Annotated in this window: 13 protein-coding genes; 7 read left to right on the top strand and 6 right to left on the bottom strand. The window is 72.9% G+C overall.

What is annotated here, in order from left to right; genetic code table 11:
- Nucleotides 1–45 precede the first annotated feature (45 nt).
- The 6 genes from RVR_RS09640 to RVR_RS09665 all read right to left on the bottom strand — a co-directional run bounded on the left by RVR_RS09640 (nucleotide 46) and on the right by RVR_RS09665 (nucleotide 15,598).
- Entirely contained in the window at nucleotides 46–9,564 is a 9,519-nt protein-coding gene (locus RVR_RS09640; protein WP_202233437.1) for a type I polyketide synthase, read from the bottom strand.
- Between the two features lie 154 nt (nucleotides 9,565–9,718).
- Complete coding sequence (locus RVR_RS09645) at nucleotides 9,719–10,936, bottom strand: cytochrome P450 (RefSeq protein ID WP_202233438.1); 1,218 nt, start codon at nucleotides 10,934–10,936, stop codon at nucleotides 9,719–9,721.
- 90 nt (nucleotides 10,937–11,026) lie between these two features.
- Entirely contained in the window at nucleotides 11,027–11,578 is a 552-nt protein-coding gene (locus RVR_RS09650) for a ferritin-like domain-containing protein (protein ID WP_202233439.1), read from the bottom strand.
- Nucleotides 11,575–12,615, bottom strand: a complete 1,041-nt coding sequence (locus RVR_RS09655) for an SDR family oxidoreductase (protein WP_202233440.1) — start codon at nucleotides 12,613–12,615, stop codon at nucleotides 11,575–11,577. Before RVR_RS09655 ends, RVR_RS09650 begins: the two co-directional genes overlap by 4 nt.
- A gap of 106 nt (nucleotides 12,616–12,721) precedes the next feature.
- Nucleotides 12,722–13,681 carry a 3-oxoacyl-[acyl-carrier-protein] synthase III C-terminal domain-containing protein gene (locus RVR_RS09660; RefSeq protein WP_202233441.1) on the bottom strand — a complete coding sequence of 320 codons (960 nt, stop codon included), beginning with the start codon at nucleotides 13,679–13,681 and terminating at the stop codon, nucleotides 12,722–12,724.
- A gap of 288 nt (nucleotides 13,682–13,969) precedes the next feature.
- Nucleotides 13,970–15,598, bottom strand: a complete 1,629-nt coding sequence (locus RVR_RS09665; protein WP_202233442.1) for an AMP-binding protein — start codon at nucleotides 15,596–15,598, stop codon at nucleotides 13,970–13,972.
- Nucleotides 15,599–15,738: 140 nt separating this feature from the next.
- Here RVR_RS09665 and RVR_RS09670 point away from each other — a divergent pair, with 140 nt between their 5' ends.
- The 7 genes from RVR_RS09670 to RVR_RS09700 all read left to right on the top strand — a co-directional run bounded on the left by RVR_RS09670 (nucleotide 15,739) and on the right by RVR_RS09700 (nucleotide 19,698).
- A complete protein-coding gene (locus tag RVR_RS09670; RefSeq protein WP_202233443.1) occupies nucleotides 15,739–15,879 on the top strand; it encodes a hypothetical protein in 141 nt (46 codons plus the stop codon).
- Nucleotides 15,876–16,748 (top strand): diiron oxygenase, encoded by an 873-nt coding sequence (locus tag RVR_RS09675; protein WP_202233444.1) that lies wholly within the window; start codon nucleotides 15,876–15,878, stop codon nucleotides 16,746–16,748. Before RVR_RS09670 ends, RVR_RS09675 begins: the two co-directional genes overlap by 4 nt.
- On the top strand, nucleotides 16,738–16,977 hold the full coding sequence (locus RVR_RS09680) for a hypothetical protein (protein ID WP_202233445.1): 240 nt from the start codon (nucleotides 16,738–16,740) through the stop codon (nucleotides 16,975–16,977). Before RVR_RS09675 ends, RVR_RS09680 begins: the two co-directional genes overlap by 11 nt.
- Nucleotides 16,977–17,819, top strand: coding sequence for an aminoacyl--tRNA ligase-related protein (locus RVR_RS09685; RefSeq protein WP_346731506.1), 843 nt, complete (start codon nucleotides 16,977–16,979; stop codon nucleotides 17,817–17,819). The genes RVR_RS09680 and RVR_RS09685 overlap by 1 nt, the downstream gene beginning before the upstream one ends.
- A 34-nt stretch (nucleotides 17,820–17,853) precedes the next feature.
- The gene (locus RVR_RS09690; RefSeq protein WP_202233447.1) at nucleotides 17,854–18,405 is read left to right on the top strand and encodes a ferritin-like domain-containing protein; all 552 of its coding nucleotides are present in this window, start codon (nucleotides 17,854–17,856) and stop codon (nucleotides 18,403–18,405) included.
- A gap of 20 nt (nucleotides 18,406–18,425) precedes the next feature.
- Complete coding sequence (locus RVR_RS09695) at nucleotides 18,426–19,082, top strand: phosphopantetheine-binding protein (protein WP_202233448.1); 657 nt, start codon at nucleotides 18,426–18,428, stop codon at nucleotides 19,080–19,082.
- Nucleotides 19,083–19,143: 61 nt separating this feature from the next.
- A complete protein-coding gene (locus RVR_RS09700) occupies nucleotides 19,144–19,698 on the top strand; it encodes a methyltransferase family protein (RefSeq protein ID WP_202233449.1) in 555 nt (184 codons plus the stop codon).
- The last annotated feature ends 186 nt before the right edge of the window (nucleotides 19,699–19,884 follow it).

Here is a 19,884-nt window from a genome sequence, read left to right on the forward strand (position 1 = left end):
TCCGGGTTCGAGCGCCTAGCGGGGATCAGTTGCCACGCTTTGTGCCTAAACTGCGGTCTCTTCGGTCATCCGGATCAGAGCCGCCGCGTCCATCTCGTCGATCGACGAGCCGCTGTCCTCCTCCGGCGACCCGTCGTCCGAGGCGTTGCTCACCAGCTCGAGGAGCGCGTCGAGCAGCCCCGCCGCCCGGAGGCGGCCGATCGGGATCGACGTCAGCACGTCCCTGATCTCGTCCTCCTCCGACGTGCGACGGCCGTTCGGCACGGCGCCGGGCATCGCGACCGGGATCATGTACCGGGTGACGGCGATCGCGGTGGGGTGGTCGAAGACGAGCGTGGTCGGCAGTTTGAGTCCGGTCGCCTGGGTGAGCCGGTTGCGCAGTTCGACCGCGGACAGCGAGTCGAACCCCAGCTCCTTGAACGCCCGGGCCGGGTCCACCGCGGCCCCCGACGCGTGCCCGAGCACCGCCGCCACCTGCGCCGTCACCAGGTCGAGCGTCACCTGCTCCCAGTCCTCCTGCCCCACCTGGGCCAGCCGGGAGGCCAGCGACCCGCCCCCGCCGCCGGCCGCGGTGCGGGACTGCCGCACCTGGACCCGTACGAGTCCGGCCAGCAGGGGCGGCGCCATGCCCTGCCGGGCCTGGGCCCGGATCGAGGACAGGTCCAACTGCACGGGCGCCACCAGCGCGGCGTCCACCCGCTGGGCGGCGTCCAGCAGTTCGAGTCCCAGCTCCGTGGGCAGCGGCTGGAGGCCCAGCCGGTTCAGCCGGGTCAGGTCGGCCTCGCCCAGTTCGCCGGTCATCCCGGTGCGGGTCTCCCACAGGCCCCAGGCCAGCGACACCGCCGGCCGCCCGGACGCCCGGCGCCGCGCGGCCAGAGCGTCCAGGACGGCGTTGGCGGCGGCGTAGTTGCCCTGTCCGGGGTTGCCGATCAGGGCGGCGACCGAGGAGAACAGGACGAACGACCTCAGGTCCGCGTCCGCGGTCAACTCGTCGAGCAGCAGCGCCGCGTCGACCTTGGGCCGCATCACCCGGTCCAGTTGCTCCGGCGTCAGGGACGCGACGACGCCGTCGTCCAGGATGCCGGCGGCGTGCACGACCCCGGTCAGCGGGACGTCCAACGACGCGAGCAGGTCCGCCAGTTGCCCGCGGTCCGTCACGTCGCAGGCCGCGACCCGCACCCGGCAGCCGAGGTCCTCCAGCTCCGCGGCCAGCTCGGCCGCGCCCGGCGCCTCCGGGCCGCGCCGGGACACCAGCACCAGGTGCCGGGCGCCGTTGACCGTGACCAGGTGCCGGGCGACCAGTGCGCCCAGACCGCCGGTGCCACCGGTCACCAGCACCGCGCCGTCCGCGTCGAGCGGCCCCGGCACGGTGAGGACCACCTTGCCGGTGTTGCGGCCCTCGCGCAGGAACCGGAACGCCTCCGCGTACCGGCGCACGTCCCAGGTCCGCACCGGCGCGTGCGCCAGCACACCCCGGGCGAACAGGTCCAGCACCTCGCCCAGCATCTCCCCGAGCCGCTCGGGGTCGACCTCGAACAGGTCGAACGCCCGGTACCGCACGCCCGGGTGGGTCTCGGCGATCTCCCGCGGGTCGCGGATGTCCGCCTTGCCCATCTCCAGGAACCGGCCGCCGTTCGGCAGCAGGCTCAAGGACGCGTCGACGAACTCGCCGGCCAGCGCGTCCAGCACCATGTCCACGCCCTTGCCGTCCGTGGCACGGGCGAAGGTCTCCGCGAAGTCGAGGTCGCGGGAGTTGGCGATCCGCTCCGCCGGCACGCCCAGGGCGCGTACGGCCTCCCACTTCGCCGGGCTGGCGGTCGCGTAGACCTCCGCGCCCAGGTGCGTGGCGAGTTGCACCGCCGCCATCCCGACACCGCCGGCCGCCGCGTGCACCAGCACCCGTTCCCCGGCCGCCAACCCGCCGAGGTCCACCAGCCCGTAGTAGGCGGTGAGGTACACGATCGGGACCGCGGCCGCCTGTGCGTACGACCAGCCGTCCGGGACCGGCGCGACCATCCGCCGGTCGGCGACGGCCACCGTGCCGAACGACTCGAGGACGAGACCCATCACGCGGTCGCCCGGTGCCAGGTCGGTGACGTCGGCCCCGGTCTCCAGCACGACACCCGCGGCCTCGCTGCCCAGCGGCGCGTCACCCGGGTAGACGCCCAACGCGATCAGCACGTCGCGGAAGTTGAGACCCGCCGCCCGCACCGCGACCCGGACCTCACCCGCCTCCAACGGGCGGTCCGCGCCGGAGGGCACCAGCTTCAGACCCTCCAACGACCCCTTGGCGACCGGCGCCAGCCGCCACGGGCCCTCGGCGGGCACCGCGGGGGCTCCCGCACGGGCCAGCCGGGGCGCCAGCGTCCGTCCCTCACGCACCGCCACCTGCGACTCGCCGAGGCCCGCCAGCGCGGCCCAGTCCGGCGCGGCCCCCGCGGCGTCGCCGCCGTCGCCGGCCGGGTCGAGGTCCACCAGGACGAACCGGTCCAGGTGCTCGGACTGCGCGCTGCGCACCAGGCCCCAGGTGGCGGCCGCCGCGACGTCCGGCACCTCCCCGGCGGTCGAGATCGCGCCCCGGGTCACCAGCACCAGCCGTGCCCCCGACAGCGCGTCGGCGGCCAGCCACTCCTGCACCAGCGCCAGCGTGCCCGCCGCCACGGCACGCGCCGCACCGGCCTCGCCGCCGGCGGCCGACGCCGTCCCGACCGCGGCGACGACCACCTCCGGCGCCGCCGCGCCCGCCGCCACCGCGCCGGTCAGCGCACCGAGGTCCGCGTGGCGCTCCCCGGCCCCGGCCAGGTCGCCGAGCACCGCCACCGGCACCGCCGCGGCCGCCTCGGACGCGCGGACCGGGACCCACTCCACCGTGAACAGGCTGTCCTGCCCGCCGCCCTGGGCGCGCTCCAACTGCGCCTGGTCGACGGGACGGAAGGCGACGGAGTCCACCGCCGCGATCACCGCCCCCGCGTCGTCGACCATGTCGATGCGGACCGCGGAGTCTCCGGCCGGGGTGATCATGACCCGGGCCCGCGTCCCGGACGCCTGCCCGGTCCTGATCCCCGACCACGCGAACGGCAGGCCCACCTGCGAGCCGGCCCGCGCGTCCATCAGGCTGCCGTGCAGCGCGGCGTCCAGCAGCGCCGGGTGGATGCCGAAGCCCTGGGCGGAGCCGGCGTCCTCCTCCGGGAGGGCGAGTTCGGCGTAGACCCGGTCGCCGTCGCGCCAGGCCGCCCGCAGGCCCTGGAAGAGCGGCCCGTACTCGTAGCCCGCCTCCGCCAGCCGTTCGTACAGCCCCTCGACCGGCTCGGCGGCGCCACCCTGCGGCGGCCACTGCGCCGGGAACCGCACCGCGGGGGACTCGACCTCCGAGCCGAGCTTGCCGCGCGCGTGGCAGGTGGGCTGGACGCCCTCCTGTCCGGCGCCCTCACCCGGCGCGGTGTAGACCGCGATGTCCCGGCGCCCGTCCTCGTCCGGCGCGCCCACCATGACCTGGAGGTCCAGCCCGCCGTCCTCGGACAGCAGCAGCGGGACCTGGAGCACCAGTTCCTCGACGACCGGGCAGTCCAGGTGCGCACCCACCGCCGACGACAGCTCCGCCAGCGCCGCGCCGGGGACGATCACCATGCCGAACACGGCGTGGTCCCGCGTCCACGGCTGGGCCTCCTGCGACACCCGCCCGGCGAAGACCCACTCGTCGCGGTCGCCGACACGCACCGCCGCCGACAGCATCGGGTGCCCGAACCGCGCCAGGCCGGACCCGGCCAGGTCGCCGCCGCCCGCCCGTACGGGCAGCCAGTAGCGCGACCGCTGGAACGCGTAGCCCGGCAGGTCCACCCGCCGGGCACCGGTCCCCGCGTAGAACGCGGCCCAGTCCACACCGACCCCCGCCACATGCGCCTCGGCCAGCGACATCGCGAACCGGCCCGGTCCCCCCTCACCACGCCGCAACGACCCGACCACCCGCACCAGATCACCGCCCTCCACCTCCTGCACCGTCTCGCTCACCGCCGAGACCAGCACCGGATGCGGCGACATCTCCAGGAAGGCACCGACCCCCTGCCCGGCCAGCGACCGGACCGCCTCCTCGAAGCCGACCTGGCCGCGCAGGTTCGCATACCAGTACCCGCCGTCCAACGTCTCCGTGCCCACGAAGCCACCCACCGCCGTCGAGTAGAACGGCACCCGACCCGCCCGCGGCACAAGAGGCGCCAACACCTCCAGCAACTCCCCCTCCATCACCCCGACCTGCGCCGAGTGCGACGCGTAGTCCACCGGGACCTTCCGGGCCCGCACCCCCTCCTGCCTCCACTCCTCCAGCAGTTCGTCCAGCGGGCCCGGCTCACCCGACACCACCACCGACCGCGGACTGTTCACCGCCGCCACCGACACCCGACCCCCGAACCGACCGATCCACCCCTCCACCTCACCCACCGACAACCCCACCGACACCATCCCCCCCAACCCCGCCAACCGCTCCCCCACCAACCGCGACCGCAACGCCACCACCCGCACCGCATCACCCAACGACAACCCACCCGCCACATACGCCGCCGCAATCTCCCCCTGCGAATGCCCCACCACCACATCCGGCTCCACCCCCACCGAACGCCACACCGCCGCCAACCCCACCATCACCGCGAACAACACCGGCTGCACCACATCCACCCGCTCCAACGACGGCGCACCCACCACCTCCCGCAACACATCCACCACACGCCACCCCACCAACCGCCCCAACTCCTCATCACACGCCGCCACCTCCCCCGCGAACACCGCAGAGGACTCCAACAACCCCACCGCCATCCCCACCCACTGCGCCCCCTGCCCCGGAAACACGAACACCGTCTTCCCGGTGTGCGCGCGGCCCTCGACCACGCCCGACCCCGCGTCGCCCACGGCCAGGCCGGCCAGCGACGCGAGCAGCCCGTCGCGGTCGGCGGCCGACACCGCGGCGCGGTACTCCAGGTGCGCCCGCGTGGTCGCCGTGGAGTACCCGACGTCCGCCAGGCCCAGCCCAGGCCGCGCGATCAGGTGCTCCCGCAACCGACCCGCCTGCGCCCGCAGCCCCGCCTCGTCCTTCGCCGACACCAGCACCTGCACGGGCACGGGCACCAGCGCCGGCACCGCGGGACATCCCCCGCCCGCCCCCTGATCCGGCTCCTCGGCACCCGCCGGGGCCTCCTCCAGGATGACGTGCGCGTTCGTGCCGGAGATCCCGAACGACGACACGCCCGCGCGGCGCACCCGCTCCCCGGCCGGCCAGGGCCGCGCGTCGGTCAGCAGCCGGACCGCGCCCGACGCCCAGTCGACGTGGCCGGAGGGCGCGTCGACGTGCAGCGTGGCCGGCAGCACCTCGTGCCGCAGCGCCTGCACCATCTTGATCACGCCCGCGACACCGGCGGCCGCCTGGGTGTGGCCGATGTTCGACTTCATCGAGCCGAGCCACAGCGGGCTCTCCGCGTCCCGCCCGCGGCCGTAGGCGGCCAGCAGGGCCTCGGCCTCGATCGGGTCACCGAGCTTGGTGCCCGTGCCGTGGCCCTCGACCGCGTCCACCTCGTCGGGCCGCAGCCCGGCCGCGGCCAGTGCCTGCCCGATCACCCGCTGCTGGGCGGAACCGTTCGGCGCGGTCAGGCCGTTGGAGGCGCCGTCCTGGTTGATCGCCGAGCCGCGCAGCACCGCCAGGACGCGGTGGCCGTTGCGCCGGGCGTCGCTCAGCCGCTCGATCGCGATCACCCCGGCGCCCTCGCCCCACCCGGTGCCGTCGGCGGCGGCCGCGTACGCCTTGCAGCGGCCGTCGGGGGCGAGGCCGCCCTGCCGGCTGAACTCGGCGAAGATCCCGGGGGTGGACATGACGGTGGCGCCGCCGGCCAGCGCGAGCGAGCACTCGCCGTTGCGCAGCGCCTGCGCGGCCAGGTGTGTCGCCACCAGCGACGAGGAGCAGGCGGTGTCCACGGTGACGGCGGGGCCCTGGAGGCCGAGCGCGTACGCGACGCGTCCGGAGGCGACGCTCGGGCTGTTGCCGGTCAGCAGGTAGCCGTCGTAGCCGTCGGCCTGCTCGTGCAGCCGCGGCCCGTAGTCCTGGCCCATCACGCCGGTGAACACGCCGACCTGGCCGCCGCGCAGCGAGCCGGGGTCGATGCCGGCGTCCTCCAGCGCCTGCCAGGCCGTCTCCAGCAGCAGCCGCTGCTGGGGGTCCATGGCCGTGGCCTCGCGGGGGCTGATGCCGAAGAAGTCCGGGTCGAACTCGTCCGCGTCGTAGAGGAACCCTCCGTTGCGGGTGTACGACGTGCCGGAGCGGCCCCGGGTCGGGTCGTACAGCGCGGCCAGGTCCCAGCCGCGGTTGGCGGGGAACTCGCCGATCGCGTCCCGCCGGCCGGCGACGAGATCCCACAGGGACTCGGGCGAGTCGGCGTCCCCGGGGTAGCGGCAGGCCATACCGACGATCGCCAGCGGTTCCGTGCTCACCGACGGCTGCGCGGCCGGCTGGACGGAGGCTGCGCCCCCGTCGAGTTCGGCACGCAGGTGGCGCGCGAGCGCGTCCGGCGTCGGGTGCGCGAAGACCAGCGTGTCCGGCAGTTCGAGGCCGGTGGCGGCGGCGAGCCGGCCCCGCAGTTCGAGGGCGGCCCCGGAGTCGAGGCCGAGGTCCTTGAAGGTGCGCGAGACGTCGACGGCGTCCGGTGAGGCGTGCCCGAGGGTGATGGCGGTCGCCTTCTGGACGACGCCCACCAGGTCCTCGGTGCGCGGGGCGGTGCCCGCGGCGGTGTCCTCCGGCGCACCGGCGGCGGGCCGCGGGCCGGCGGGGGCCGGTGCGGCCGGGAGCGGCAGGGGCGTTCCCGCCGGGGCCGTGGCGTTCCCGGTGGCGGCGCCGAACCAGAAGCGCTCGCGCTGGAAGGCGTAGGTCGGCAGGTGGACCCGGCGGCCGGTGCCCGGCGCCGGTGCCCAGTCCAGCGCGCCGCCCTGCACGTGGTACTGGGCGACCGAGGTGAGGAACTGCCGCAGGCCGCCGTGGCCGCGGCGCAGCGTGCCGGTCACGAGCGCGTCGCTGACGTCGGCGTCCCGCAGCGTCTCCCCGATGCTGCCGACCAGTCCCGGGTGCGGGCTGGTCTCGACGAAGGCGCGGTTGCCGTCGGCGAGCGCGGCACGGACGGCCGGCTCGAACTCGACCGTTTGGCGCAGGTTGCGGAACCAGTAGGCGGCGGTCAGCTCGGTGGTGTCCAGCAGCCCGCCGGTGACGGTCGAGTAGAAGGCCAGGTCCGCGCGCCGGGGCCGGATCGGGGCGAGCAGCCGCAGCAGGTCCTGCTCGATGGCGTCGACCTGCGGCGAGTGGGAGGCGTAGTCGATCGGGACCTCGCGGACGCGGACGCCGTCGGCCCGGCACGCGGACATCAGTTCCGCGAGGGCGGCGGGGTCGCCGGAGACCACCGTGCTGCCGGGGCCGTTGACCGCGCCCACGCCGAGCAGTCCGGTGTAGCCGGCGATCCGCTCGCGGACGGCGTCGACCGGCTCGGCCACCGACACCATCCCGCCGAGGCCGGCCACGGCCTTGAGCGCCTGGCCGCGCAGCGCGACGACGGCGGCGGCGTCCGACAGCGACAGCGCGCCGGCGACGTGCGCGGCCGCGATCTCGCCCTGGGAGTGCCCGATGACGGCTGCCGGGGCCACGCCCTGGGCCTGCCAGAGGCGGGCCAGGGCGACCATCACCGCGAACAGCGCCGGCTGCACCACGTCGCCGCGGTCCAGCGACGGCGCGCCCGGCGCCCCGCGCACCACGTCGAGCACCGACCAGTCCTGGTACGCGGACAGGGCCTCGGCGCACGCGGTCAGGTGCTCGGCGAAGACGGGCGAGGTGTCCAGCAGGTCGCGGGCCATCCGCGGCCACTGCGATCCCTGCCCGGGGAAGACGAAGACCGTCCCGCCGACGGCGCGGGCGGTGCCCTCGACCACGTTGGCGGCCTGGTCTCCGGCCTGGAGGGTGTGAAGGCCGGCGCGGAGTTCCGCGTGGTCGTCGCCGAGGACGACGGCGCGCTGCTCGAACGCCTGGCGCGTGGTGGCCAGCGCCCGGGCCGTGTCGGCGGTGGGCACCTCGGGCCCCGACGCGGCGTGCGCGCGCAGCCGGGCGGCCTGCGCGCGCAGCGCCGGGGTGGTGCGGGCGGACAGCGGCCAGGAGTGCGCGGCGATGTGGTCGGCGGGGACGTCGGCCGGGATGTCGGCGGGGACGTCCGCGGGGGCTTCGGCAGGGGCCTCGGCAGGGATGTCGGCGGGGGCCGGCCCGGCCGGCCCGCCCGCGGGCTGCTCGGCCACGACGAGGTGGCAGTTGGTGCCGCCCATGCCGAACGAGCTGACGCCCGCGACCAGCCGGCGCCCCTCGTCCGGCCACGGCCCCTGCGCGGCCTGGACGCTCAGGCCCAGCTCGGCCAGCGGGATGGCGGGGTTGGGGTGCTCGTAGTTGAGGCTGGCCGGGACGTGGCGGCGCTCGATGCTGAGCAGTACCTTCAGCAGCCCGGCGACGCCGGACGCGCCTTCCAGGTGGCCGATGTTGGTCTTCAGCGAGCCGACGCGCAGCGGCCGGTCCGCCGGCCGGCCGGTGCCGAGCGCGGCGCCCAGCGCCGCCGCCTCGATCGGGTCGCCGACCTTGGTGCCCGTGCCGTGCAGCTCGACGTACTGGACGTCGTCCGGCCGGACGCCCGCGGCCCTCACCGCGTCGCGGATGACGTCGCGCTGCGCCTGCTCGCTGGGCACGGTCAGGCCGTCGGTGAGGCCGTCGTTGTTGACGGCGCTGCCCAGGATCAGGCCGTATATCCGGTCGCCGTCGGCGCGGGCCCGGTCCGCCCCCTTGAGCACGACGACGGCGCCGCCCTCGCCGCGGACGAAGCCGTTGGCGCGGGCGTCGAAGGTGTGGCAGCGCCCGTCGGGGGACAGCGCGTTGAACTGCTCGGTCATGGCGGTGGTGCCCGGGTCGAGCATGAGGTTGACCCCGCCGGCCAGGGCGAGGTCCGCCTCGCCTCGCCGGATGCTCTCCGCGGCCAGGTGCACCGAGACCAGCGAGGAGGACTGCGCGGAGTCGACGGTCAGGCTCGGCCCCCGCAGGCCCAGGCTGTAGGAGACCCGGTTGGCGATGATCCCCCGGTTCAGGCCGGTGAGCGTGTAGCGGGACAACCGGCCCTGCTGGCGGGCCATCAGCGTGGCGTAGTCGCTGGCGATGCTGGCGGCGAACACGCCCGCGCGGCCGCCGGCGAGGTCGGCCGGGACGATGCCGGCGTCCTCCAGCGCCTCCCAGCACAGTTCGAGCATGACCCGCTGCTGCGGGTCCATCGCGGCCGCCTCGTTCGGCGAGACGCCGAAGAACGCGGCGTCGAACGCGTCGACGTCGTCGATGAAGCCGCCCGGCCAGTCGGGCCCGTCGGGAGCCGTGGTCCGGTTCCGTTCGGACGCCCTGCCGATGGCGTCGCGGCCCTCGCGCAGCAGGTCCCAGAGCTCCTCCGGGGTGGAGGCTCCCGGCAGCCGGCACGCGATGCCGACCACGGCGATATCCGGTCCGCCAGCAGTGGGGGATTCAGTCATCACTATCTCCACTAAGGTCCGACCAGTGCCAGGACGGGACTGGAGCCGGGAACGCTTCCGGTGTGCTGCCGGGCCGGCCCGCGGCGCCTCCGGCCGCCGTGCGCGGCTCGCCGGGCACGGCTGCCGGAGGAGCCGGGCGTTGCCGCCCTCGCGGTCAGCGGAGGGTCACGGGCAGGTTCTCGTAACCGCGGATCGTCAGCCGGTCCCGGCGGGTCGGCTCACCGGCCGGCGCGACGTCGGGGAACCGGTCGAGCAGTTCGGTGAAGGCCACCGTGCCCTCCAGCCGGGCGAGCGGCGCGCCGAGGCAGTGGTGGATGCCGGCGCCCATGGACACCGGCTGGATGGCGGTGCGGGTCGGGTCGAAGCGGTCGGGGTCCTTGTAGCGCTTGGGGTCGCGGTTGCCGGCGCCGAGCGCGAGCAGGGCCCACTCGCCCATCGGGATGCGGGTGCCGGCGATCTCGGCGTCCTCGCGGGCGACGCGGGCGATGAGCTGCACCGGCGAGTCGAAGCGCAGCACCTCCTCGACGAAGTTGTCCGCGGCGATCTGCTTGGCGTGCAGCCCCGCGGCGACCTCCGGGTGCTTGAAGAGCAGGTTGAGGCCGTTGCCGAAGATGTGCGTGGTGGTCTCGATCCCCGCGGCCAGCACCACGCCGAGGTTGCAGACGAGTTCCTCCGCGGTCAGCGGCGCGTTCTCCTGGTCGGTGATCTGCACGACCGCGCTCACCAGGTCGTCGCCCGGCTCGGTGCGGCGCCGGGCCACCAGGTCCTGGAAGTACTTCTCGAACTCGGCGTACGCCGTGTCCGCGATGAGGGTGTCCTCCTCGGTGGGGGTCACCTCGAACACCAGGGTCCAGTCGTTGGCAAGCTGCTTGAACCGCGGCCAGTCCTCCTTCGGCATGCCGAAGAGCTCGCCGACGACGCCGACGGACAGGTTGAAGGCGAAGCGGTCCATGAAGTCGACCGGGGAGCCGTCCGACGTCGCGTCGGCCATCTCGTCGAGCAGGTCCCGAGCGATCTGCCGGATCATCGGTTCGAGCGCGGCGACCCGGCGGGCGCTGAACGCCCGGGCCATCACGTCGCGCATCCGGGTGTGGTCCGGCGGGTTGGTGTCCAGGATGCTGTTGGTCAGGGCGACGACCGACGGGTGCAGCTTCCACTCGGCGGCGGTGAACAGCCGGTTGTACCGGTCGTCCCAGGGGCCGAACTCGCTGGCGCGGAGCGTCTCGTTGATCGCGTCGTACCCGGGCACCATCCACAGCTTGTCGCCGAGCGGGGCGACCGGGCCCAGCCCGTGCGCGGCGGCGTAGTGCGGGTAGGGGTCGTCCCGGCCCTCAGGGGTGAGAAGCTCCCCCAGAATCTCGTTTGCATCCATGCGCTGACTCCTCAAGTTGCCTGATGTGGCGGTGGCGTTGGGGCCGGGAGCGGTGTGCGGCGGGTCGGCCGGACCGGCCTCGGACCCGGATCACTGGGCGGCGAAGCGTTCCTCGAACTCGGCCATGGCCTTGCCGTAGATCTCGACGTCGGCCGCGGTGTAGCGGGCGAGGGTGTCCTCGATCTCCTGCTTGCCGTAGCGCTGTTCCATGTCCTGGAGGGCCTCGCGGACGTAGCGCACGTGCCACCGCTCGTCGAGCATGATCTTCTCGATGGTGGCCCGCACCGGCGCCGGGGTGTTCGCCTCGCGCAGGTGCTGGTTGTAGTGGCCGATGGTCCGCTTCTCGAACACCAGCGTGATGGCCATGACCTCCATCAGACTGGCCGGCACACCGACCGCGTCCATGTACCGGTCCTGGTACGCGTCACGCATCGGGATCGCCCGCTGGTCCAGCGAGTCGATGCAGTTCGTCCAGTACGAGGCGTGCGCCGACTCGTCCGCGAAGTGGTGCGTCACGTCCTTCTGCAACGGGCCGCGGATCGTCCGCGCCACCCGCCCGAAGAACATCGCCCCGCTCATCTCCGACGACCGGTAGAAACTCGCTATCCACAACTCGTTCTCGGACAGTCGGATGTCACTCACGAGGTCCTCCCCCAGCGGGTGCGCACGAGGTACTCGGCGGTCTGCGACACCAGCGCGTCGGGGTCGGGCGCCTGGTAGCCGGGCCACGCCTTGTGCAGCCGGGTGTTGGTGAAGACCTTCGGCCGGAAGAGCTGCGCGGAGAACGGCGAGACCGACTCCAGCGCGTCGAGCACCGGTCCGTGCGGCAGGGTGCGGAGCCCGTTGATCAGGTTGGCGAAAGCCGCCTCGTCGACCAGCAGCGGGCGCAGGATCTGGCGCCGCAGGAAGCTGCTGTCCTGCTCGAACGCGGTGAACATCAGGTCCACGATCCGGCCGAGCCGCGGGGTCTGCTCCAGGTCCGGGCACACGTGGTAGTAGCCGGGCTCCGCGGACAGCAGCGCCATCGTCGCGTCGACGGTGAACTTCCCCGTCCCCAGCGACACCGGGATGTCGGAGAGGCCGGGCATCAGCGACAGCAGGCCGTAGTAGAGCAGCTTGAGCGTGTTGTGCACCGCGTTGTACTGGCTGACGTGCCCGGTGTCGTCGTCGGCGATGATCGTGGGCACCCGTGCGATGGTGGCGGGCAGCCCGCTGTCGAGGACCAGGCGCTCGGCGGCGTGCTTGGACCACTCGTAGTAGTTGGCGAAGTGGACGGCGTCCGGGTCGTCGTCGGACCGTCCGGCGGCGCGCGGCTCCAGGACGGGGCCGGCGGGCTCCTCCGCGATGTCGCCGACGGCGAGTCCCGCGGTGTACAGGGTCGAGAGCAGGACGACGCGCTCCAGGTCGGGGCAGCGCTGGGCCAGTTCGACGACCTGCCGGGTGCCGCCGATGTTGACCGCCTCGGCGGTCTCCTTGTCGACGGCGAACTTGGTGACCGCGGCGGTGTGCACGATGTGCGTGATGCCGGCGGTCGGGACGCCGTCCAGCGCGCCGGGCACGGTGAGGTCGGCCTCGGCGCGGCCGTAGGCGAGCACGTCGCCGTAACCGCCGTGCTCGCGCAGTGCCTTGACGAGCAGTCCGCCCACGTAGCCGGCGGCGCCCGTTACCAGGACGGTCATGACTCGGTCACCTCCGGGAGGCGGACGCGGCAGACCGCCTCGTGCCGGACGAGGCGGAACTCCTGCGGTGGGCAGGCGGGTTCGTTCGAGGGCCGGCGCTGGTCGCTCACACCGCCTCCAGGATGGTGGCCTGCCAGTTCAGGCCGAACCCGGCCATCGTCAGCAGCAGCCGGTCACCGGACCTGATCCGTCCGGACTCCACGAGCGCGGCGAGGTTCAAGACGTTGTCGGCGGAGATCACGTGCCCGGCCTCGGGCAGCGTGACGCTCACCACCTTCTCGGTGTCGATCTTGAAGAGGTGGGCGAGGACCGTCCAGGCCACGTCGTTGGTGTTCTGGGTGACCACCCAGTCCAGGTCGGTGGCCTTCATGTCCGCCCGCTGGAGCGTCTGGGCGATCAGCCGGTGCATGTAGCTGAAGTAGCTGCCGACCGTCTCGTCGTCGCTCGCCATGCCCAGACCGCCGTTGGTGATCTGGTGGCTGGCGACGAGCCGGAAGGCGCCCTCGCTCGGCTCCCTGGTGACGACGCAGGCGGCCGCGCCGTCGGAGATCACGTTGTACGCCTGCTCGTAGACCGCGTTCTCGGGGAACCGGTCGGCGGTCACGCACAGGACGCGCTGCCACGACGGCTCGGTGGCGAGCATCGCGCCGGCGATCCGCAGCGAGCCGAGCATCGAGGTGCACGCCTGCTGGTTGAGGCCGATGGCGATCGCGCCGTCCAGCTCGAAGTCCGCCTGGAGCCGGCTGACCGGGAAGTCCATCAGGTGCTTGACGTCCCGGGTGGTGCGCCACTCCTCGTCGCTGCCCACGTTGGCGTTGAGCGGCAGGCAGGTGGCGTACACGATGGCGTCGGCGCCGGCCGCCTTGTCCGCTATCGGGCGGACCGCGGCGCAGGCCAGGTCGTAGGCCGAGGTTTCCGGTTCACACATGTAGTGCCAGCGGAATCCCGCCGCCTTCATGTCCTCCGCGGAGGAGAAAAGCCTGCCCGCCGCCGCGGAATCGTCGACGTGGCTTTTCCGTTCGCCGAGCGCGTACTTGAACGAATCGATGTAGAGGGATTCCACCATCGCGCTCCCGTCTTCGCGCCGGGCCGTTGTCCGGCTCCGCGAATTGTGTGGTCGGAATCATCGATGGGACGAGCATAGGTCCGGCGGTTCAAGCAAATCCCTAGTCAGTAACGGGACCGGACCGGACCGGAGAACGCCCCTCCCGGGTTTCGCGCCGGGCCGGGAAACACGGCGGACCCGCCGTCGGCGGTGTGCGCCGACGGCGAGTCCGGCCGGGTCGTACGGACGTGCGCGGCGACCGCCGCGAGGCTGGCGGCGCGGGGCGGGCGGCGCCGGCCCCCGCAAGGGTCAGACGAGCCGGGTGCCGGGCAGCTTCCCGGCCGACCAGAGCTGCCACATGGCGCGCCGCTGCGGCTTGCCGCTGGAGGTGCGGCGGATCAGGCCGTGCTCGCCGACGATGACGGCGATCTCGGGGTCGGGCCCGAGTTCGGTGCGCAGCGCCTGGGTGACCTTGTCGGCCCAGGGGCCCGGCTCGGCCTCCGCGAAGACGGCGATGCCGGGGCGGCCGGCGTCGCTCATGCTGACCACGGCCAGCCGGTTGAGGCCGGCGGCCTCGCGGGCCTTGAACTCCAGGTCCTCGACGTAGACGGTACGGGCCCGGACCTTGAGGCTGTCGCCCATGCGGCCCAGGACGTACAGGTCACCGTCGTGCACGAAGCCGGCGTCGCCGGTGCGCAGCACCCCCTCGAACGGCTCCTCGCCGACGTAGCCGTCGGTGACCGAGCGGCCGCTGATGACGATCTCGCCGAGCGAGCCCTCGGGCAGGGCCTTTCCGTCGGCGTCCGCGATCTCGACCTCCACCCCGTCGACGGGCAGCGGCCACCCCTGCCCGGCCAACCAGCCGGTGCCGTCGCCGGCCTCGGGGGTCACCGCGCCGGGCGGCGGCAGCAGCAGGCCGGTCTCCAGGACGTCCACCGGCTCGCCGAACTGCATCTTCGCCCAGTCCGGGCGCGCGACCCGGCCGGGGCGGCCCACCGCGCCGGCGGTGACCGCGGAGGTGTTCTCCGCCAGCCCGTAGGCGGGGTGGATCACGGCGGGGTCGAACCCGGACGGCGCGGCCGCGGCGGCGAAGGCGCGCAGCGCGCCGGGGTCGGGCACCTCCCCGCCCACGATCGCCGACCGCCACCCGGACAGGTCCAACTTCGCCCACTGCTCCGGCCGCAGCCGGCGCGCGACGTAGCCGAAGCCGAACGACGGCGCCCCGGCGTGCGCCGCCTTGCCGGTGCCCAGGCACGACAGCCAGCGTTCGGGGCCGCGGATGAACTGGTCGGGCCGCATGAGCCACAGGTCGCCCTGGCGCGCGGCGGTCATCACGCAGGCCAGCAGGCCCATGTCGTGGTTGAACGGCAGCCAGGAGGCCATCCCGTCGCCGTCCTTCCACTCCATCCAGCGGTAGAGGACGGCGAAGTTCGCGACGATGTTGTCCCAGGTGACCTGGATGGCCCGCGGGCTGCGGGTGGTGCCGGAGGTGAACTGCAGCACCGCGACCCGGCCCGGCTCCCGCAGCTCCGCCGGCTCGGCCGCGTCCCTCCGCACCTCGCTGACCTGCGTCACGCCCTCCAGCAGGGGCGCCGACTCGGCGTCGGCGAACGTCACCGCCGGACGCGCCTGGTCGAGGATCGCGGCGGTGTGCGCGGTGTACTCCGCGCCCGCGCCGTATCCCGGGACCGGGAGCATCGTCGCGCAGCAGCCCGCGGCCCACGCGCCGAACAGCGCGGCCAGACCGTCGCGGCTGCCCGGCAGGGCGATCGCGACGACGTCCCCACCGCCCACGCCCCGCGCGGCCAGGTCCGCCGCCACCCTGCGGGCGTCCTCGGCAAGCTCGGCGTACTCCACCCGCTCCCAGCCGTCACGTTCCCCGGCGAACCACACGCCGCGGCCGGGAGACGGCGCACTCAGCCACCCAAGTATCGACATGAGCTCCATCCTGCACGAGACGGCTCCGATATTGACTAGGGATTTGCCTGAGTCACCCGGCCTACGCTCGCCCCATCGATGATTCCGGCCACACAATTCGCGGAGCCAGGCGGCAGACCTGGCACGAAGACGGGAGCTCGATGGTGGAACCTCTCGATATCGATTCGTCCAAGTCCTACCTGACGCTCAACGGCGTGAAAAACCGCGACGGCGCTGCATTTTCCGTCTCTGGAGGCGACATGAGTGATCGGCTGCATGGGCGCGCGGGAGACGAGACATGAGCCTCGCGGAATCCGTGGCGGCGGTGGCTCGGCGGCTCAGCGAGGTGTCCCAGCACTCGTACCAGAACCCGTACACCGCCCTGGACTGGCCGGAGCAGGTCGACCCCGAGGTCGACTGGTTCTCCTCCCCCGAGCTGCTCAGCCTGGCCGGCACCCCGCAGTGGGACAAGCTGTCCGAGGCGGACCACAAGCGGCTGGCGTTCTACGAGGCGGTGAACTTCTACAGCCTCAACATCCACGGCGAGAAGGGCCTGATGGCCGGCCTCGCCGAGCGGCTCTACCGCAAGGAAATGATCCAGGTAGCGGACTACCTGCACCACTTCCTCGACGAGGAGAACAAGCACAGCATCTTCTTCGGCGGCTTCTGCACCCGGTACGCCCGGGTGTACCGCAGCCGCCAGTTCTCCGTCAACGAGGAGGAGGTGCCGCGCGACGTCGGCGACTTCCTCTTCTTCGCGAAGACCATGATCTTCGAGGAGATCGTGGACCACTACAACTGGCTCCAGGCGCGCGACGAGCGGCTGCACCCGGTGGCCCGGTACATCAACCGCAACCACCACGTGGAGGAGGCCAGGCACCTGATCTTCGGGCGCCAACTGGTCACCGAGCTGTGGCGGACGAAGGACTGGGACGCGCAGACGGTCGAGGACGTGCGCGGCTACCTCGCGGCGTTCATCACCAGTAGCTGGCGGGAGTACTACAACCCCGACGTCTACGCGGACGCGGGCCTCGCCGACCCGTGGGAAGTAGCCGAAGCCGCCTGGCAGTCGCCGGCGCAGCGGGAGCACCGGCGCACGGTCACCGCCAAGTGCCTCGGCTTCCTCGCCACCGAAAAGATCCTTCCCGAGGAGCCCGTCGATGCTTTCTGAGCCGGATTTCCGCGCCGAGCTGCGTGCGTGGGTCAACGAGAAGTCGGGGGTCCAGGTCACCGACCACAGCCCGATCTTCGCCGACCGCACCCTGCGCTCCGTCCACATCCCGGAGCTGCTGCTGCTGATGGAGCGGCTGCGGGGCACGCCCATCGACGTCGAGGACCTGCGCCCGACGGACTTCCGCGACATCGACACGCTGGCGACCCGCTTCGGGAAGTCGTCGTGATGCGCTGGCACGCCTCGGGGCAGGTGTCCCTCTCCGGGGACCTGCTGCGGCTGGCCGCGAACGCCGACGCGGCGTTCGTCCAACTGGCCGGCGTGTGGGGGGCGGAGGCCGAGCGCCATCCGTCCACCCTGCCGTCCGAGGTGCTGAACCGGACCGGCTACCTGCGGTCGTTCCCGCACCAGGCCACCCTGGCGGTCGGGCTCGACCCGGCCACCGTCGGCGACTTCGCCAAGGACCCGGACCAGGACCCGCGGCCCTTCCTGGGCCCGGCCACCGAGATCCTCACCCCGGCCGCGTGCTACCACCTCTACCCGGCGCACGAGGGCGAGTCCCTCGACGAGCCGCTCTACCTGACCACGGTGAACACCTGCTACCGGCGCGAGACGGTCTACGTGCCGCTGCGCCGCCAGTGGTCGTTCACCATGCGGGAGATCGTCTGCGTGGGCACCGGCAAGGAGACCGCGCACTTCGCGCAGCGGACCACCGAGGCGGTCACGCAGCTGTTCGACCTCGCCGGCCTGGACGTGGAGTGGGAGCACGCGACCGACCCGTTCTTCGAGCCGGAGCAGAACCCGGCGTTCCTGATGCAGAAGCTGAGCCCGGTCAAGCGCGAGGCGACGTACGGGGACCTGGCGATCTCGTCGGTGAACCTGCACCACGAGCACTTCGGCGAGGCGTTCGGCATCACCAGGGACGGGCAGGACGCGCACACCGCGTGTGTCGCCTTCGGACTCGAACGCTGGCTGGCGGCGGTCCTGGGCACCCACGGCGAGGACCCCCGGTCGTGGCCCGACCTGTCCGCGCTCGCCGCGGAGGTGGTCGCCAAGTGGCACGTGTCGTAGCAGACCTTGTGCACACCCGATGGGAGAGGACCTCGTGAGTGACATCCAACTGTCCGAGAACGAGTTGTGGATAGCGAGTTTCTACCGGTCGTCCGAGATGAGCGGGGCGATGTTCTTCGGGCGGGTGGCGCGGACGATCCGCGGCCCGTTGCAGAAGGACGTGACGCACCACTTCGCGGACGAGTCGGCGCACGCCTCGTACTGGACGAACTGCATCGACTCGCTGGACCAGCGGGCGATCCCGATGCGTGACGCGTACCAGGACCGGTACATGGACGCGGTCGGTGTGCCGGCCAGTCTGATGGAGGTCATGGCCATCACGCTGGTGTTCGAGAAGCGGACCATCGGCCACTACAACCAGCACCTGCGCGAGGCGAACACCCCGGCGCCGGTGCGGGCCACCATCGAGAAGATCATGCTCGACGAGCGGTGGCACGTGCGCTACGTCCGCGAGGCCCTCCAGGACATGGAACAGCGCTACGGCAAGCAGGAGATCGAGGACACCCTCGCCCGCTACACCGCGGCCGACGTCGAGATCTACGGCAAGGCCATGGCCGAGTTCGAAGAACGCTTCGCCGCCCAGTGATCCGGGTCCTCGTCGCCACGGTGAACCGGCCCCGCGCCGGCCGGCACGCGCTGCGGATCGCGGCGGCCGTGGCCGGTCTGCCCGGTGACCCCGCCGGGTACCGCTTCCCGCACCCGCGCGCCTCGGTGACGCACACCGACCGCGCGGGGGTGGCCGCGGTGCTCGTCGGCGGCGCCGCCGACGGCGTCGGCGTCGACCTGGAGCACGACCAGCCGGTCCGCCCGGCGACGGCGCGGTTCTACCTGCGGGACGACGAGCCCCACGACGACCTCCTGCGGCTGTGGACGGTCAAGGAGGCCCTGTTCAAGGCCGATCCGGCCAACGCGACGCGGATGCTCCGCGACTACCGGGCGAACGACCCGGCGTACCAGCACGTTTCAGCCCGACACCTCGGCGGCTGGCTCACAGTCGCCGCCCGTCTTGCGAGGGAGCCCATGCCCGCCAACACGATCAGCTTCGAGACCGTGGCCGAGCGGGTCGCCGGGGTACTGCGCGTACCCGCGAGCGACCTCACGCCGGAAACCCTGATCAAGGACCTGGCCGCCGACAGCTTCATGCTGGTCGAGATGATCGTCGACCTCCAGGAGGAGTTCGACGCCGTGTTCACCCAAGCCCGCCTCCGCGAGATCGACAGCCTCGGCGAACTCGTCAAGCTGCTCCAGGACTCGGCCGCGTGACCCCCCGCCCCCTGCCGGCTGCCGTGGCCGGTACCCGTCCGTTTTCGGAGGCTGAAGTCAAGTGAACGTTCCCGTCATGGTGTTGGTGCTCGCCGACTTCGTGGTGATCGGTGTGCTGCCCCGGGTCTTCTTCAAGGGCGGCAGCTTCAACCTCGGCTGGTGGCTGACCGGAGCCCCCTTCTTCGTCGTCCCCCCGTTCCTGATCGCCGCGCGCCTGGCGCACTGGCACTCGTGGCTCAGCATGGGCAAGGCGATCACGACGTTGACCGCGATCGGCGCGGTGCTCGCCGGCGCGTCGATCGCCCTGATGTTCTTCACGCTCGGCACCCACCGCGTGCCGCTGGCGCTGTGGCACCAGGAGGACGACGCGCCGGTGTCGATCGTGACGTACGGCGCGTACTCGAAGATCCGGCACCCGTTCTACTCGTCGTTCCTGCTCGGGTTCCTCGGCGCCTTCGCGATGTTCCCGCACCTGGGCACCCTGCTGCCGCTGCTCTACGCGATCGGCCGGCTGACGGCGACCGCGATGCGGGAGGAGAAGCGGCTGTCCCAGTCCGAGTTCGGCGGCGAGTACCGCGAGTACATCGCGCGCACCGGCCGCTTCCTGCCCATCTGACGAGCCCGGAGCACCGGCGTCGTCGACCTCTCGCGTCAGAACCCCACGGGCATGGATCACGCCCGTGGGGTTCTGCGCACGCTCCCCGACCATCCGCACGGTTCCCCGTCCCACAGAGCGTGACCGACCGGTCGGTCACATGCTAGACTCCGTGAGGCAGGCGACCCGAGACACCCTCAGGTACAT

Origin of the sequence: Streptomyces sp. SN-593 (genome assembly GCF_016756395.1) — a bacterium.
Lineage (GTDB): Bacteria > Actinomycetota > Actinomycetes > Streptomycetales > Streptomycetaceae > Actinacidiphila > Actinacidiphila reveromycinica.